This window comes from Amycolatopsis suaedae, from assembly GCF_004214935.1.
Lineage (GTDB): Bacteria > Actinomycetota > Actinomycetes > Mycobacteriales > Pseudonocardiaceae > Amycolatopsis > Amycolatopsis suaedae.
The window spans coordinates 263918-278984 of sequence record NZ_SFCC01000003.1; the positions used below are offsets into that span (position 1 = coordinate 263918).

Consider the following 15067-nt stretch of genomic DNA (forward strand, 5'->3'; position numbering starts at 1 on the left):
ATGGCTGTCCTTGGCGACAAACTGGTGCCGCTGCTGGGTGCGCGCTCGGCCAAGGCGCTGGCGTCGGCGCTGAACATCCACACGGTGAGCGACCTGCTGCGGCACTACCCGCGCCGCTACGCCGAACGCGGCCAGCTCACCGACATCGCCGGGCTGGAGCTGGGCGAGCACGCCACCGTGCTGGCCCGGATCGAGACCACCAGCAAGCGGACCATGCGCTCGCGGCGCGGGTCCATCCTGGAGCTGGTGATCACCGACGGGACGCGCCGGATCACCTGCGCGTTCTTCAACCAGGCCTGGCGCGAGCAGGAACTGCGGCCGGGCAAGACCGGCCTGTTCGCCGGGAAGGTGACGGCGTTCCGCGACAAGCTGCAGCTGGCCAACCCCGAGTACGAGCTGCTGGAGTCGGAGGACCAGACGTCCACGATGGACGAGTTCCTCGGCGAGATCATCCCGGTCTACCCCGCGGCGCAGGGAATGCCGTCGTGGTCGATCGCCCGCTGCGTCCGGCAGGTGCTCGACGTCCTCGAACCCAAGGACGACCCGATGCCCGCCGGGCTGCTGGAAGAGCTGAAGCTGCGGTCGCTGCACGACTCGCTGCGCAACATCCACCGGCCGGAGAGCTGGGAGTGGCTCGACGCCGCCCGGCGCAGGCTGAAGTGGGACGAGGCCATGGCCATCCAGCTGGTGTTCGCCCAGCGCAGGCATTCCGCGGTGTCCCGGCCCGCGCCCGCGTGCCCGCCCAGCGGCGACGGCATCCTGGCCGCGTTCGACGGGCGGCTGCCGTTCGAGCTGACCGCCGGACAGCGTGAGGTGGGCGAGAAGATCGCCGCCGACCTGTCGGTCGAGCACCCGATGAACCTGCTGCTGCAGGGCGAGGTCGGCAGCGGCAAGACCGTGGTGGCGCTGCGGGCGATGCTGCAGGTCGTCGACGCCGGGCGGCAGGCGGCGATGCTGGCGCCGACCGAGGTGCTGGCCGCGCAGCACGCCCGTTCACTGCGTGAGCTGCTCGGCGACCTGGGCCAGGCTGGCGAGCTGGGTGGTGCGGAGAACGCCACCCGGGTCACGCTGCTGACCGGGTCGATGGGTGCGAAGGAACGCAAGCAGGCGCTGCTGGACGCCGCCAGCGGCGCGGCGGGGATCGTCGTCGGCACCCACGCGCTGATCCAGGACACGGTGTCGTTCGCCGATCTGGGGCTGGTCGTCGTCGACGAGCAGCACCGGTTCGGCGTCGAACAGCGCGACGCCCTGCGCACCAGGGGTGCGGAGTCGACCAGCCCGCACGTGCTGGTGATGACCGCGACGCCGATTCCGCGCACGGTGGCGATGACCGTGTACGGCGACCTGGAGATCGCCGCCCTGCGTGAACTGCCCGCCGGGCGGTCGCCGATCTCGACCACGGTGGTGCCGGTCAACGAGCGGCCCGCGTGGCTGGACCGGGCGTGGCAGCGGATCGTCGAGGAGGTCGGCAAGGGGCACCAGGCGTACGTGGTGTGCCCGCGCATCGGCGACGAGCCGCCGTCGGACAAGAGCGGCAGGCGGCCGCCGCTGGCGGTTCTCGACGTGGCCGGTGAGCTGGCCGAGGGCCCGCTCAAGGCGCTGACCGTCGGCATCCTGCACGGGCGGCTGCCCGCCGACGAGAAGGACGCCGTCATGCGGGCGTTCGCGGCGGGGAAGGTCGACGTGCTCGTGGCCACCACGGTCGTCGAGGTCGGCGTCAACGTCCCGAACGCGACAGCGATGGTGATCATGGACGCCGACCGGTTCGGGGTGAGCCAGCTGCACCAGCTGCGCGGGCGGGTCGGCCGGGGTGACGTGCCGGGGCTGTGCCTGCTGGTGACGGAGTCGTTCGACGGCACCAGCACGCGCGAGCGGCTGGACGCGGTGGCGTCCACAACGGACGGATTCGAACTGTCCCGGTTGGACCTGGAGCTGCGCCGCGAGGGCGACATCCTCGGTGCGGCGCAGTCGGGTACGCGGTCCGGGCTCAAGCTGCTGTCGCTGCTGCGCGACGAGGACCTGATCGCGCGGGCGCGCAAGCACGCGCAGGCGATCATCACCGAGGACCCGGCGCTGGACGGGCAGCCCGGCCTGGCCCAGCTGGTCGCGTCGGTCGTCGACGCCGAGCGTGCCGAATACCTGGAGAAGACCTAGCCGAGCCGGGTGCGGCAACGGCCCAGAGCACGTGAAGGCCACCATCACCACGTCACACGTAATGAAGGTGGCCTTCACGAGCTTGACCTCAGGCCCGCGTCTCGTGATCCGGAACCGGCGTGCCGGACAGTGGGACCAGGTGGGCGGGAATGGACAACTCGCGGGTCCGGAACGGACGACTCGCGCGAGCGGGCCGTTCACACAGGCGACCGGCGCCACGGGAGAACCGGCGTCCACATTCTGAGTTCTGCGCTCACGCACGCGAGTTCTGCATTCCGGCACGCGAACTCTGCGCTCGGGACCACCACTCACCCCGCTGCACACCGACTTTGCCGGGGCCCTGACGTCTCACGTGATGAAGGTGGCCTTCACGTGCTTGCGCCCACCGGAGAAGACCTAGACCACGAAGGCGCCCGCCGCGGCGGCGACGGCTGTGACGTGGGCGGCCGTGTCGGCAACCGCGTCGTCGACCGGTTCCCTGCTGATGAACAGCCGGTAGAACACCGGGGCGGTGGCCGCGCGGATCACCTCGGGACCGTCCGTGCCCGGCGGGACCTCGCCGCGCTCGACGGCCCGCTCGACCACCACCGCGCTGCGGGCGTGCCGGTCGACGTAGAAGCGCCGCAGCGACTCCGCGGCTCGCGGCGACTGGAACGCGGCGGAGATCGACGCGATCGGCAGAGCGGACAGGCCGGGCGTGGTGAAGTAGTGCACCAGTTCCCGGCCCATCGCCGCGAGGTCACCCTCCAGCGTCCCGGTGTCCGGGGCCACCCAGTCCTGCTCGGTGCCGAACAGCAGCGCCTCGGCCACCAGCCCCTCGGCCGAACCCCAGCGGCGGTACAGCGTCGTGCGGTGCACCCCGGCACGTTCGGCGACGGCGTCGACGGTCAGGTCGGCGTAGCCGGTGGCGCCCAGCTCGTCGAGGGTCGCGTGGAGCACGGCCAGCCTGACCCGCTCGGAACGTCCACCCGGTCGCCGATCAGCCATCGCGGCAGTATTTCACGTGCAACCCCGCACCGGCCTCGTCCCGTCCTGACGACATGAGACCAAGACTGTGGCTGGGGTTGGGCGTGGCGACGACACTCGTCGCCGGAATCGCAGTGGTCGCGCTGGGGGACCGCGAGACCACCGTCCCGCCGGAGGTGACGGCGAGCCCCGCCCTGGCGGCATTCGACTCCTGCCCGGCCGCGCTGGAGGGCTTCCGCAGCGCGGCCAGGAACAAGACCTACTGGTTCGGCGAACAGGCCGTGCCCGACCGGGGCAGCGGCGACGCCCGGGCCGCGGCACCCGAAGCGCAGGAACACTCGGGCACCAACAACCACGAGGCAGGTGTCCAGGAGGGCGATTTGGTCAAGACCGACGGCCGCCGGGTGGTGACGTTGTCCGGCTCGCGGCTGCGGGTGGTGGACGTCGCGTCGAAGACCGTGACGGCGACCGTCGACCTGCCCGGTGGGTCGGCGGCGGGCGAACTGCTGCTGGCCGGCGACCGGGCGCTGATCCTCGGTGCGCCGGGCGAGGCCGTCATGCGGCCGCCGAACGCGCGCTGGGACCGCCCGGCGGGCACCGAGATCGTGCTGGTCGACCTGACAGGCTCCGGCCGGGTGATCGGCACACTGGAGGTGGACGGCGCCTACGTCGCCGGGCGGCAGACCGGCAACCTGGCCAGGGTCGTCGTCCGTTCCACGCCTCAGGTTCCGGCGAGGACGCCGGACACGGCACCGATCGAGGACTGGCTGCCGCGCTACCGGCTCGACACCGGCGGCCGGGTGTCCGAGGGCAGCCTCGTCGACTGCACCCGCATCAGCCATCCCGACGGCTACACGGCGTCGTCCATGCTGACCGTGCTCACCTTCGACCTGCTCGGCGAGATCGGCCGGGGCGATCCGGTTTCCATCGTGGCCGACGGCAACGACGTCTACGCCACCGAGACCAGCCTCTACGTCGCGGAGCAGTCGGCGTCGCGTGTGGACCGCGGGAACTCCTTCGGTGACACCGGCATCCACCAGTTCGACATCTCCCAGCCCGGCCCGCCGAAGCACGTGGCGTCCGGCCGGGTGGACGGCCTGCTGCTCAACCAGTACGCGATGTCCGAGCACGCCGGGCACCTGCGGGTGGCGACCACCCTGAGCGGCGAGCGCGGCGACAGCGAGAGTGCCGTCACCGTGCTCGCCCGCAGGGACAACCGGCTGGACACCGTGGGCCGGGTCGACGGTCTCGGCCGCGGCGAGCGGATCCACGGCGTGCGGTTCGTCGGGCCGGTCGGCTACGTGGTGACGTTCCGGCAGACCGACCCGCTGTACACAGTGGACCTGAGCGATCCGGCACGGCCGCGGGCCACCGGCGAGCTGAAGATCACCGGCTACTCCGCCTACCTGCACGACGTGGGGAACAACCGGCTCATCGGCGTCGGCCAGGAAGCCGACACCAGCGGCCGCAGGCTGGGCACCCAGGTGTCGTTGTTCGACGTCGCCGACCCGGCCGCCCCGCGCCGGCTGGCCCAGCACCACGTACCCGATTCCGGCACCGAGGTGGAGTCCGACCCGCACGCGTTCCTGTTCTGGCCCAAGGACAACCTCGTAGTCGTGCCGCTGAGCAGCACCAGCGCCACGGAGACCACCGGCGGAGCGATGGTCCTGCGGCTGGGCGACGGCGGGTTCACCGAGCTGGGCGTCGTCCGGCACGACTCCGCGGAGGTGCGGCGGTCCCTGGTCATCGGCTCGGAGCTGTGGACGGTCTCCGAAGCCGGTGCGATGGTCAGCGCGCTGTCCGGGCTCACCCGGCAGGCGTGGATTCCGCTGCGCTGAACCACGCCGTGGCCAGCGCGTCCAGCGTCGGCTCGGCCGGTGCGGGCAGGATCTTCAGGTACCACTTCAGGTTGCTGTAGACGTGCAGCAGCGTGTAGGCCAGGCACCGCCGGGAGAAGTCGTGGTCCAGCTCGCCGGGGGAGTAGCCGTAGGACAGCAGGAGCCCGCGCAGGAACGCCGGGTCGCCCATCGCGGTGAACAGGCCGACGGCGGCGAACTCGTACTCGGCGGCTCCCCGCATGGCGGGCTCGAAGTCGAACAGGCCGGACAACCGCCAGCGGTCACCGGCACGCTCGACCAGCACGTGGTCCCGCATCACCTCGGTGTGCAGCAACACCGGTGCCGGGTCACCGAGGTCGACGCCGTCCAGGAAGCCGGGGATCTGGTCCAGCCACTCCTCGGCCAGTCCCGCCCGCCGCTGCCGGTCGACGGCCGATTCCCGCTGCCGGGTGAGGAACTCCGCCCAGTCGGGCGGTTCCAGCGACGGAGCGGGGACCTGATGCAGCGCTGCCAGCGCGCTTCCCAGCTGCGTGGCGACGTCGGCCCGGTCGGCATCGGTCAGCCGTGGCCATGCCTCGGTGAGCGAGACGCCGGACAGCCTGCTCATCAGCAGGTGACCCCAGCCCTCCAGCGTTCCGGTCCGCACCACCGCGGGCGTCGGCACCGGAAGCTTGCCCTCGACCGCCCGCAGCGCCGAACTCTCGGTGCTCAGCTCGTCGTGGAACGGCGGCGGGTACAGCTTGAGCACGAGGTCGTCGCCCACGGCGTACACCGGCAGCGACCCCTCCGGGAACCGCGTGAACCCGGTGTGCCCGAGGATCGCGGCGACACCGGGTTCCAGCTGTTCGGCGCGGAGCGACTCGAACTCCTCGGGTGTGTCGGCGTACGGCAGCAGTCCCATACCGTCGAACCTAGAGCCGTGCGCAACCGGTTTATCCCAGCCCGACCAGGGTCGCGGTGACCGGCAGCAGGATGACGATCAGGATCGCGCCGCACACGTCGAACGCCAGCCCGGACCGGATCATCCTGGTGATCGGCACCGTGCCCGAGCCGTAGACGATGGCGTTCTGCGGGGTTGCCACCGGCAGCATGAAGCCGAACGAGGCGCCGAACGTCGCGGCGAGCGCGGGCAGCAGCGGGTTGATGCCCGCGGCGACGGCGATCGGGATGACGATCGGCACCACCACCGACGCGGCCGCGGTGTTGCTCGTCGTCTCGGAGATCAGGATCGCCAGTACCACGGCGAACATCGTGATCGGCACGGCGCTGGCGAGCCCGAGCCCGGAGGCACTGGCCTCGCCGATGGTCTTCGCCAGGCCGGTTTCCGCCAGCAGGGTGCCGAAGATGATGCCCGCGCCGAACAGCATGATCGTGCCCCAGTCGATGCGGGCGGCGTCCGACCAGGACAGCGTGTACTCGCGGCGCTTCCACGACACCGGCAGCAGGAACAGCAACGCCGCGCCGAGCACCGCCACGACGCCCTCGTCGAGCCGGTCGCTCACCGTCTTGAACGCGGCGGACTGGTCACCGGCGATCAGCCCGACGATCGCGGGCGCGATCCAGAGCGTGACGGTGAACCCGAACGCGATGAGCGTGTTCCGCTCGGCGCCGCTGAACCTGCCCATGTCGCCGCGCTGCTCGGCGACGTACTCGCGGACGCCCTCGATCTTGCGGATCTCCGGCCGGTTCAGCAGGAGCAGCACGGCGGCCAGCAGGACGAACATCAGCAGGCAGATCGGCACCGCGGAGAGCACCCAGTCGGTGAACGAGATCCGCGTTCCGGTCGCTTTCTCGATCTGTGCCCGGCCGATCAGGTTCGGCGGGGAACCCACCGGCGTGAGCAGCCCGCCGACGCTGGCGCCGTAGGCGAGCATCAGCATCAGCGCCGTGCCGACGCGCAGCATGCGCGGGTCGAAGTTCTCGGCGACGACGCCGCGGTCCTGCATCAGCTTCGCGATGACCGTGAGGATGCCCAGTGCCGTCGGCAACAGCATCGCCACCGTCGCCGTGTTCGACACGAACGCCGACAGCAGGCAGGTGATCGCGCCGAACGCCAGCACGATCCGGGTGGTCGACGTCCCGACACCGGGCAGCGACAGCACCCGGAAGGCGAACCTGCGGGCCAGGCCGTGTTTGAGCATGGCCTGGGCGATGATGAACGCGCCGATGAAGGTGAAGATCGTCGACGAGCCGAACGGCGCGAGCACGTCGTCGACCGGTGCGACGCCGAGCACCACCACGCAGGCGACCCCGATGAACCCCGCCACCGGCAGCGGAATCGGTTCGCAGATCCACAGCACCACGACGCCGAGCAGGACGCCGGCAAGCGTTTGCTGGTTCCCGGCGAGGCCGAGCGGCAACGCCAGGAACGTGATCGTGACCAGCGGAGCCAGCCACAGTCCCGTCGTCCGGCGTGCCCGTTCGAACTTCTCCTCCCGTGACGAGAGGCGTTCCTGCCCAAGGCTGTCCCGGTTGGCCGTGAGCAGTACGCTCTCGACATCGGTCCGGGCCGGCTTCGTTGCCATCTGCCCTCCCTGTGCGCTGACGTTCCTGCCAGCCTTCCGTCACCCGTCCGGTGTGTCCAACACCACTTCGCTACCACCGTGGTAGGCAGTGCCTATGGATGCGCGGCAGCTGCGGTACTTCCTCGCCATCGTCGACGAGAACGGTTTCAACCGCGCCGCCGACCGGTTGCATCTCGCGCAGCCGTCGCTGTCCCAGGCGATCCGGGCCATGGAGAAGGAACTCGGCGTCGACCTGTTCCACCGCATCGGCAGGCGGGCCGTGCTCACCGACGCCGGGCACGCGCTCGTTGTCCCCGCCAGGCAGGTGCTGCGTGATCTCGACGCCGCACGGGACACCGCGCGGTCCGTCGCGGCCGGCCTCACCGGCGTGGTCGACGTCGCCGCGATGCCGTCGCAGGCGGTGGACCCGCTCAGCGGCATGATCGCGGAGTTCTCGGCCGCACATCCGGGAATCCGGACGGTGGTGCACGCGGCGTTCACGCCGCAGGAAGTGCTGGAGGCCGTCCGGACCGGCAGGGCCGAGGTCGGCGTTCTGGGTGCGGCGGAGGACGTCGCGCTGCCCGGAGTCGTGCGGCACAGGGTGGACAGGCAGCGGTTCGTCCTGCTCGTCCCGCCGGACAGCGACCTGGGTGACGTCGTGACGCGGGAGCAGCTGGGTGGCAGGCCGGTGATCGCCGCGCCGCCGGGGACCCGCATGCGGCACGTAGTGGACCAGATCGTCGCCGCCGGCGTGGACCTGCGGATCGTGGTCGAGACCGCGCACCGGGAGATCATCCTGCCGCTGGTGCTGAACGGTGTCGGCGTCGCGGTGACGACGGCTGCCTGGGCGCCGCTGGCCCGGCGGGCGGGCGCGCGGGTGGCCGAACTCGAACCGGCCGCGGCACTGGAGGTCTCGCTCATCCACCGGGCGTCCCCGCTCACCCCGGCCGCCCAGCGGTTCACCGGGATCGCGCTGGACCGATAGGCGCGGCCTCTCAGGCGCATCACCGACGCGTCTTGGACGCGTGCGGCGCGGTCCTTGTTGGATGGGATCCATGTTCAGAATCGCGGCTATCCCAGCGGACGGCGTCGGTGCCGAGGTCGTCGAGGCCGGCCGGGCGGTGCTCGACGCCGTCACGGGTCCGGGCATCGAACTGAGCTGGACCGAGTTCGACTGGGGGTGCGACTACTACGCCCGCACCGGCCGGATGATGGCCGAGGACGGCCTGGAGCAGCTCGCCGGTTTCGACGCCATCTACTTCGGAGCGGTCGGCTGGCCGACCGTGCCCGACCACGTCAGCCTGTGGGGTCTGCGGCTGGCCGTGTGCCAGGGTTTCGACCAGTGGGCCAACATCCGCCCCGTGCGGTTCCTGCCGGGCGTGACCAGCCCGCTGCGCAAGGCCGACGACACCGAGCTGGACTGGATCGTCGTGCGGGAGAACAGCGAGGGCGAGTACGCCGGGCTCGGCGGCCGTAACCTCGCGGCCAGGGGGCGCGGCAGCGAGGTCGCGGTGCAGTCGTCGTTGTTCACCGAGAGCGGTTGTGAACGGATCATGCGGTTCGCGTTCGACCTCGCGCGGGGGCGGGAGCGGCGCAGGCTGACCAGCGTGACCAAGAGCAACGCCCAGCAGTACGGCATGGTGCTGTGGGACGAGGTCTTCGAGCGGGTGGCGGCCGACTACCCGGACGTCGAGACCGACAGCTGCCTGGTCGACGCGATGGCGGCGCGGTTCGTGCTCCGGCCCGAGGACCTTTCCGTGGTGGTCGCGTCGAACCTGCACGCCGACATCCTGTCCGACCTGGGCAGCGCGCTGACCGGAAGCCTGGGCACGGCTGCGAGCGCGAACCTCAACCCGGAGCGGCGGTTCCCGAGCATGTTCGAGCCAGTGCACGGTTCCGCGCCGGACATCGCGGGGCAGGGCGTCGCCAACCCGATCGGCGCGATCGGCAGCGCCGCGCTGATGCTGGAGCACCTCGGCTTCCCGGACGAGGCCGCGCGGGTCAACCGCGCCGTGGAGACCGTCACCGCGGCCGGCGTGCTGCCGCGAGACCTGGGCGGGACGGCGACGACCAAGGACGTCACCTCGGCCGTGATCGACGCGCTCGGCTGAGTCGTGCCTGCCCGCTCGCTCGCGTGATGCCGGCACGGCGAGCTGGGTGGTCCCGAGCGCAGAATTCGCGTGCCGGAACGTAGAACTCGCGTGCGTGAGCGCAGAACTCACGATGTGGACGCCGGTTCTCACCTGGTGCCGGTCGCGCGCGCGAACGGGCCGTTCGCGCGAGTCGTACGTTCTGACGCGCGAGTCGTAGGTTCTGACGCGCGAGTTGTACGTTCCCGCCCGCCTGATCCCACTGTCCGGCACGCCGGGCCCCGAGTGTGAGACTCGTGCGGGCTGTCGGTCAGGCGGGCAGTTCGGCGCGGAGGGCCCTGGCGCGGGTGAAGTAGCCGTGTGAACGCTCGTTCTCGCCGAGGGTCTGGTGCAGGCGGCCGAGCAGCTCGGACACCTCGGCCTCGGACCGCCGGTCGCCGTTGCGGCGGTGCATCCGGACGGAGTTGACCAGCAGCAGCCGGGCGTGGGCGAGGTCGCCGCTGTCCAGGCAGACCTCACCCAGCCGCTGGTTGGCGTAGCCGACGCAGTGGTGGTCGCCGAGGTCGTCGAAGATCGCGATCGACGTGGTGATCAGGTCGCGGGCGGTGGACAGCTCCCCGTGTGCCTGCCGCACCAGTGCCATCCGCATCAGCGCGTGCGCCTCCCGGTGCCGGTCGCCGATCGCCACCGACAGCGACCGCGCCTCGGCGAAGCACCGCTCGGCCTCCGCCAGGTCGCCCGAGGACAGCCGGACCGAACCGAGTGCGATGGTCGCCACCGCCTGTCCGTGCCGGTCGCCGACCTCGCCGAACAACCGCAGCGCGCGTTCGCAGTGCTCCAGGGCCGAGTCGTTGTCGCCGAGAATGCGGTGCACGGTGCCGAGACCGGAGTGTCCGATCGCGACACCGCGCCGGTCACCCTCCCGCTCGAACAGCATCCTCGACTCCTCGAACGCGGCCAGCGCTTCGGGGTAGGCGTCGCGGTAGAGCTGGACCTGCCCGAGGTTGCGCTGGACGATCGCCTGTCCCCGGGGACAGCCACGGCGCCGCGCGGCCGCCAGCGCGATCACGTGCGTGCGTTCCCAGTCGTCCTGGTGGCCACGCAGGTCGAAGAACGGGATGAACGCCGTCGCCAGGCGCCAGGCGAGATCGTCGAGTTCCCACCGGGCGGCCAGCTCGACCAGCGTGGTGGCCGTGATCCGCTCGGCCTCGAACCAGGCGGTGGGATCGGCGACGAGGCTCTCCGGCTGCCGGACGCGCCAGCCGTCGGTGCGGACGTCGTGGGTGCCGAAGAAGTGGATCGGGATGCGCTCGGCCGCGGTGCCTGCCAGGTCCAGGTAGCCCTCGATCACCCGCCGCAGGGCCGACCGCCGGTCGGCGCCGGTGTCCTCGGCGTGGCCGCGGTCGGTGGCGAACACCCTGAGCAGGTCGTGCAGCCGGTAGCGGGCCTGGCCGTTCTCGTCCGAGCTGGTCAGCTCGACCAGGTGCACGTCGACGAGCTGGTCCAGCACGTCGTCGGCGTACTCGCGGCCGAGCAGCGCGGCGACGACCCAGGCGGGGAACCGCGTCGCGCCGAGCAGCCCCAGCCCGCGGAACGCCCGGGCCGCGTCCGGGTCGAGCCGGTCGTAGCTCAGTGCCACGCTGGCCCGCACCGCGAGGTCGCCGACCTCGAGTTCCCGCAGCCGCCTGCGTTCGTCCCGCAGCCGGTCGGCGAGGACCCGCAGCCGCCACGCCGGCCGCTGCGCGAGCTTCGCGCCGACCACCCGGACGGCGAGCGGCAGGTACCCGCAGCCACGCAGGATTTCGGCGGCCGTGTCCGGTTCGGCCCGTACCCGCCGCTCGCCGACCAGCTCGGTCAGCAGCGCGGTGGCTTCCGTCTCCGGCAGCACGTCCACGCTGATCGACGCCGCGCCGACCAGCTCGGGCAGCCGGACCCGGCTGGTGATCAGCACGGCCGACCGTCCCGCTCCCGGCAGCAGCGGCCGGACCTGGGCGGCGTTCGCGGCGTCGTCGAGGACCAGGCACAGGCGCCGCCGCGCCAGCTGCGAGCGCAGCAGCGCGGAACGTTCGGCGAGCGTGGGCGGCATGCTGGCGTCGGGGATCCCGAGCGAGCGCAGGACTTCCGGTAGCAGTTCTCCGGCCTGCCGCGGCCGTGCCGAGGTGCCACGCAGGTCCAGGTAGAGCTGGCCGTCGGGAAACACCGGGCTGAGCTGGTGGACCACCCGGACCGCGAGTGAGGTCTTGCCGACCCCGGGCGGGCCGGACAGTACGGCGACCGCGCGCCCGTTACCGCGCAGCAGCGTGGTCAGTTCGTCGACGGTGCCGCGCCGTCCGGTGAAGTCGGGCAGGTCGAGCGGCAGCTGCCGGACCGGGAACGGGTCGGGTTCCTCCGCCGGCTCGGCGCCCAGCAGCCGGGCGCGTGCCTTCCGCAGGCCCTCGCCCGGGCTGGTGCCCAGTTCCTCCAGCAGCACGTTCTCGGCGTCGAAACACGCCTGCAGGGCCTCGCCGGTGCGCCCGGCCGCCGCGAGCGCGTCGACCAGCTTCTCCCACAGCGCCTCCCGGATCGGCTGCTCGGCGAGCAGGCCGCGCAACTCGATCACGGCCTCGCCGCTGCGGCCCAGCTGGATGAGCGCGTCGATGCGGTGTTCCCTGACCAGCGAGCGCATCTCGCTCAGGCGCGCGGCGGAGGCGGCCCAGACGTGGCACGGCGGCAGGTCTTCGAGGACGGTGCCGCGCCACAGCCCGCCCGCCTCGTCGTACAGGGCGAGGGCGGTGGCCGGATCGCCGTCGTTCAGTGCCGCGCGGGCCCGTTGTGCCACCAGCTCGAACCGGGTGGCGTCGATCTCGTGTGGCTCGGCGTGCAGGACGTAGCCAGCCGGCCTGCTCTCGATCCGGTCGGCGAGGCCGCCGCGACGCAGGCTGTGGACGTAGGTGCGGATGTTCGCGCTCGCCGAGCGCGGCTGGGACTGCGGCCAGAGCACCTCGGCGAGCACGTCGACCGACACCGGGACGTTCGGGTGCAGGACGAGCGTGGCCAGCATCGACCTGGGTTTGGGCCCCCCAATGGCCAACGCCGTGCCGTCGACGACGACGTCGAACGGGCCCAAGACGCGAAACGAGTTGACCGTCAACCGCATCACCTGGCTTGGAGTCGGACTCCTGGATCGTAGGAACCACGTCGGCAAACCGCCAGGTAGTCCGGCAAGCCCCATACCTAAGTCGGGCCCCTCGCGACTTTCGACTCCGGTGCTTGTCAGGGCACGTGACCACGAGGCTCGTGAAGGCCCCCTTGGGTGGCTTGTCGCCGGTACCCCAATGTGGCATTGGGGTACTTGAACTCCCCCAATGCCACATTGGGGGAGTTCGCCGGTCGCGGGGTTGTCTCGTTCGTGGCGACCGGTGAGGCTGCCGAGCCTGCTGTGACCACTGAGGCTGCCGGGGCCGTGACACCGGGGCCGCGAAGCTCGTGAAGGCCACCTTCATCACGTGAGACGACAGAAACTCGGCCTTCACCCGAACCCACACGTCCCAGCCGTCCCAGACGTCACAACCGCATCGCCGGTCGCCCGCCACCTCACGACAGGAGAACTGGATACACGTCGTGAGTTCCGCCCTCCGGCCCGCCAGCGCCGACTTTGCCGGGGCCTGACGTCTCACGTGGTGAAGGTGGCCTTCACGTGCTTTGCGCGGGGGCGGGAGCGTGGAACTCGCGTGCCGGAAGGCGGAGTTCGCGTGCACGAGCGTGGAGTTCACCAGGTGAGACACCCGCCTCCCCCCGGACACGCGAGTCCCACCGTCACGCACGCGAGTTCCACGCTCCGGCACGCGAACTCCACCCTCCGCACCACGACTCCGGACTTTGTCGGGATGCTGACGTGGTGAAGGCCCCCTTCATTACGTGAGACGTGGTGAAGGTGGCCTTCACGAGCTTTGCGCGGGGGCGGCGGGTCAGCCGGGCTCGACCCAGCCGTGGTCCTGCGCCAGCTGCACCAGCTGCCGTCGCAGCTGCACGATCTGCGCCGCGGTCAGCGTCGGGGCAGCGGCGAGGAGCGTCTCGGTGATCTCGCCGCGGAACCGCGCCGCCGACACCGTGTCACCCGGCTCGTCGGCCCGGGGCGCGGGCGGCACGACGGCGGGCTCGGCCGCGGGCGCGTCGGCGCTGGAGGCGATGGAGATGTTCGACGCCTTCAGCCCGCGCCCGCTGTCCTCCACGTCGAACGCCACGACCACGCCGGCCTGGAACAGGTGCTTGTCGTCGAGGAGGTCATTCGCGTGCATGAACACGTCCTCGCCGCCCTCGTCCGGCGCGATGAAGCCGTAGCCGCGAACCTCGTCGAAGCGCAGGATCCTGCCGGTCGTCATAGCCACCAGACCCTACCGTGCGTGATCTTTGTCAGCCATTCAGTCGACAGGATGACTCGTGAGATACCCGCCCATGGCACGGAAGTAGTCGACGGCGGCGATCTCCGCGCCGTCGTCGGTACGCAGGGTTTCCAGCACCACGCCGCGGTTGCGCCCGGTGCGCGCGTCGGCACCGGCGACGATCACCACGCCAGCACCCTCCCGGATGAAGATCCGGCCGGGCGTGCCGCCGTAGGGCCGCTCGGACACCGAGGCCGCGGTCACCCGCAACCGCTTGCCGCCGTGGAAGGTGAACGCGTTGGGGTAGGGGTCGGCCTGCGCCCGGATCAGCCGCTCGATCGCGTCGGCGGGCCAGTTCCAGTCGATCCGGGAGTCCTCGATGGACCGCTTGTGGAAGAAGCTCGCCTTGGACCGGTCCTGCGGCACGGGCCGGGCGGTACCGCTGGCGATGAGGTCCAGGGCTTCCGCGGCGATCGGCCCGATCAGGTCGACGGTCTTGTGGAACAGGTCCGTCGAGGTGTCCCTCGGCCCGACCGGGACGGAGCGCTGCAACACGATGTCACCGGCGTCCAGTTCGCCGTCCATCATGTGGGCGGTGACCCCGACCTCGGGCTCGCCGTTGATCAACGCCCAGATCAGCGGGGAGAAACCCGCGTACGCGGGCAGCAGCGAGTCGTGGATGTTCAGCGTGCCGTGCCGCGGCAGGTTGAAGATCTCCGGCGGCAGCCAGGTACGCCAGTTGTTGGCGACGATGAGGTCGAGATCGGCCTCTTTGAGACTGGCGAGAAGTTCCGGGCTGTCCGGGCGGTTCAGTTCCAGGCACGTAACGTTGTGGGCTGCGGCCAGTTCCGCCACCGAATCGGACCAAATCCGCTCGTAGGCGTGGTCACTCTTCGGATGCGTGACGACGAGCGCGACCTCGTGGGGAGAATCCAGCAACGCCTGCAAGGTGCGGTGGCCCCACGTCTGGTAGCCGAACATCGCAACCCGCATCGTCGTCCTCCTGGTAGTCCTGGGCGCAAAGCCCCAGTAGTGAAGCAAGCCTTACCTACATACACAAGGGCGCGGCCGGGGGACGCACATCACCCTCGGATGGACTAGGCGAGCCTCCCCTTAGTTAGGTTAGGGTTCCCTGTGTTGTCTGGCTGAGGAGA

At 71.0% G+C, this 15067-nt stretch carries 10 protein-coding genes; 4 read left to right on the forward strand and 6 right to left on the reverse strand.

Annotated elements, in window-relative coordinates:
* Entirely contained in the window at positions 1-2154 is a 2154-nt protein-coding gene (recG, locus tag EWH70_RS07280; protein WP_130474486.1) for an ATP-dependent DNA helicase RecG, read from the forward strand.
* A 396-nt stretch (positions 2155-2550) separates the two neighbouring features.
* Here recG and EWH70_RS07285 read toward each other — a convergent pair whose 3' ends face one another.
* Positions 2551-3141, reverse strand: coding sequence for a TetR/AcrR family transcriptional regulator (locus tag EWH70_RS07285; RefSeq protein ID WP_130474487.1), 591 nt, complete (start codon positions 3139-3141; stop codon positions 2551-2553).
* A gap of 53 nt (positions 3142-3194) precedes the next feature.
* Between EWH70_RS07285 and EWH70_RS07290 the strand changes: the two genes are divergently transcribed.
* The gene (locus EWH70_RS07290) at positions 3195-4958 is read left to right on the forward strand and encodes a beta-propeller domain-containing protein (protein WP_130474488.1); all 1764 of its coding nucleotides are present in this window, start codon (positions 3195-3197) and stop codon (positions 4956-4958) included.
* On the opposite strand, the gene EWH70_RS07295 is transcribed toward EWH70_RS07290, so the two are convergent.
* Together EWH70_RS07295 and EWH70_RS07300 are read right to left on the reverse strand one after the other, a co-directional pair.
* The gene (locus tag EWH70_RS07295) at positions 4927-5859 is read right to left on the reverse strand and encodes a phosphotransferase family protein (RefSeq protein WP_130474489.1); all 933 of its coding nucleotides are present in this window, start codon (positions 5857-5859) and stop codon (positions 4927-4929) included. The two genes, EWH70_RS07290 and EWH70_RS07295, sit on opposite strands and share 32 nt — an antisense overlap.
* 31 nt (positions 5860-5890) lie before the next feature.
* Complete coding sequence (locus EWH70_RS07300) at positions 5891-7483, reverse strand: SLC13 family permease (RefSeq protein ID WP_130474490.1); 1593 nt, start codon at positions 7481-7483, stop codon at positions 5891-5893.
* Between the two features lie 94 nt (positions 7484-7577).
* On the opposite strand from EWH70_RS07300, the gene EWH70_RS07305 reads away from it, so the two are divergent.
* Positions 7578-8447: a LysR family transcriptional regulator gene (locus tag EWH70_RS07305; RefSeq protein WP_130474491.1), complete on the forward strand. Its 870-nt coding sequence runs from the start codon at positions 7578-7580 to the stop codon at positions 8445-8447.
* A gap of 61 nt (positions 8448-8508) precedes the next feature.
* Positions 8509-9573 carry a tartrate dehydrogenase gene (locus tag EWH70_RS07310; protein ID WP_130474492.1) on the forward strand — a complete coding sequence of 355 codons (1065 nt, stop codon included), beginning with the start codon at positions 8509-8511 and terminating at the stop codon, positions 9571-9573.
* A gap of 289 nt (positions 9574-9862) precedes the next feature.
* On the opposite strand, the gene EWH70_RS07315 is transcribed toward EWH70_RS07310, so the two are convergent.
* From EWH70_RS07315 to EWH70_RS07325, 3 genes are all read right to left on the reverse strand, one after another.
* Positions 9863-12592 carry an AfsR/SARP family transcriptional regulator gene (locus EWH70_RS07315; protein WP_240686849.1) on the reverse strand — a complete coding sequence of 910 codons (2730 nt, stop codon included), beginning with the start codon at positions 12590-12592 and terminating at the stop codon, positions 9863-9865.
* A gap of 907 nt (positions 12593-13499) precedes the next feature.
* Complete coding sequence (locus EWH70_RS07320; protein ID WP_130474494.1) at positions 13500-13913, reverse strand: cold-shock protein; 414 nt, start codon at positions 13911-13913, stop codon at positions 13500-13502.
* Positions 13914-13952: 39 nt separating this feature from the next.
* Positions 13953-14906, reverse strand: coding sequence for a methionyl-tRNA formyltransferase (locus EWH70_RS07325; RefSeq protein WP_130474495.1), 954 nt, complete (start codon positions 14904-14906; stop codon positions 13953-13955).
* Between the last annotated feature and the right edge of the window lie 161 nt (positions 14907-15067).

Bases quoted from the DNA above. Each gene is read 5' to 3' on its own strand.
- EWH70_RS07305 (WP_130474491.1), top strand. From the start codon at position 7,578: ATGGATGCGCGGCAGCTGCGGTACTTCCTCGCCATCGTCGACGAGAAC.
- EWH70_RS07315 (WP_240686849.1), bottom strand. From the start codon at position 12,592: ATGCTGGCCACGCTCGTCCTGCACCCGAACGTCCCGGTGTCGGTCGAC.
- EWH70_RS07325 (WP_130474495.1), bottom strand. From the start codon at position 14,906: ATGCGGGTTGCGATGTTCGGCTACCAGACGTGGGGCCACCGCACCTTG.
- recG (WP_130474486.1), top strand. From the start codon at position 1: ATGGCTGTCCTTGGCGACAAACTGGTGCCGCTGCTGGGTGCGCGCTCG.
- EWH70_RS07295 (WP_130474489.1), bottom strand. From the start codon at position 5,859: ATGGGACTGCTGCCGTACGCCGACACACCCGAGGAGTTCGAGTCGCTC.
- EWH70_RS07290 (WP_130474488.1), top strand. From the start codon at position 3,195: ATGAGACCAAGACTGTGGCTGGGGTTGGGCGTGGCGACGACACTCGTC.
- EWH70_RS07310 (WP_130474492.1), top strand. From the start codon at position 8,509: ATGGGATCCATGTTCAGAATCGCGGCTATCCCAGCGGACGGCGTCGGT.
- EWH70_RS07285 (WP_130474487.1), bottom strand. From the start codon at position 3,141: ATGGCTGATCGGCGACCGGGTGGACGTTCCGAGCGGGTCAGGCTGGCC.
- EWH70_RS07320 (WP_130474494.1), bottom strand. From the start codon at position 13,913: ATGACGACCGGCAGGATCCTGCGCTTCGACGAGGTTCGCGGCTACGGC.
- EWH70_RS07300 (WP_130474490.1), bottom strand. From the start codon at position 7,483: ATGGCAACGAAGCCGGCCCGGACCGATGTCGAGAGCGTACTGCTCACG.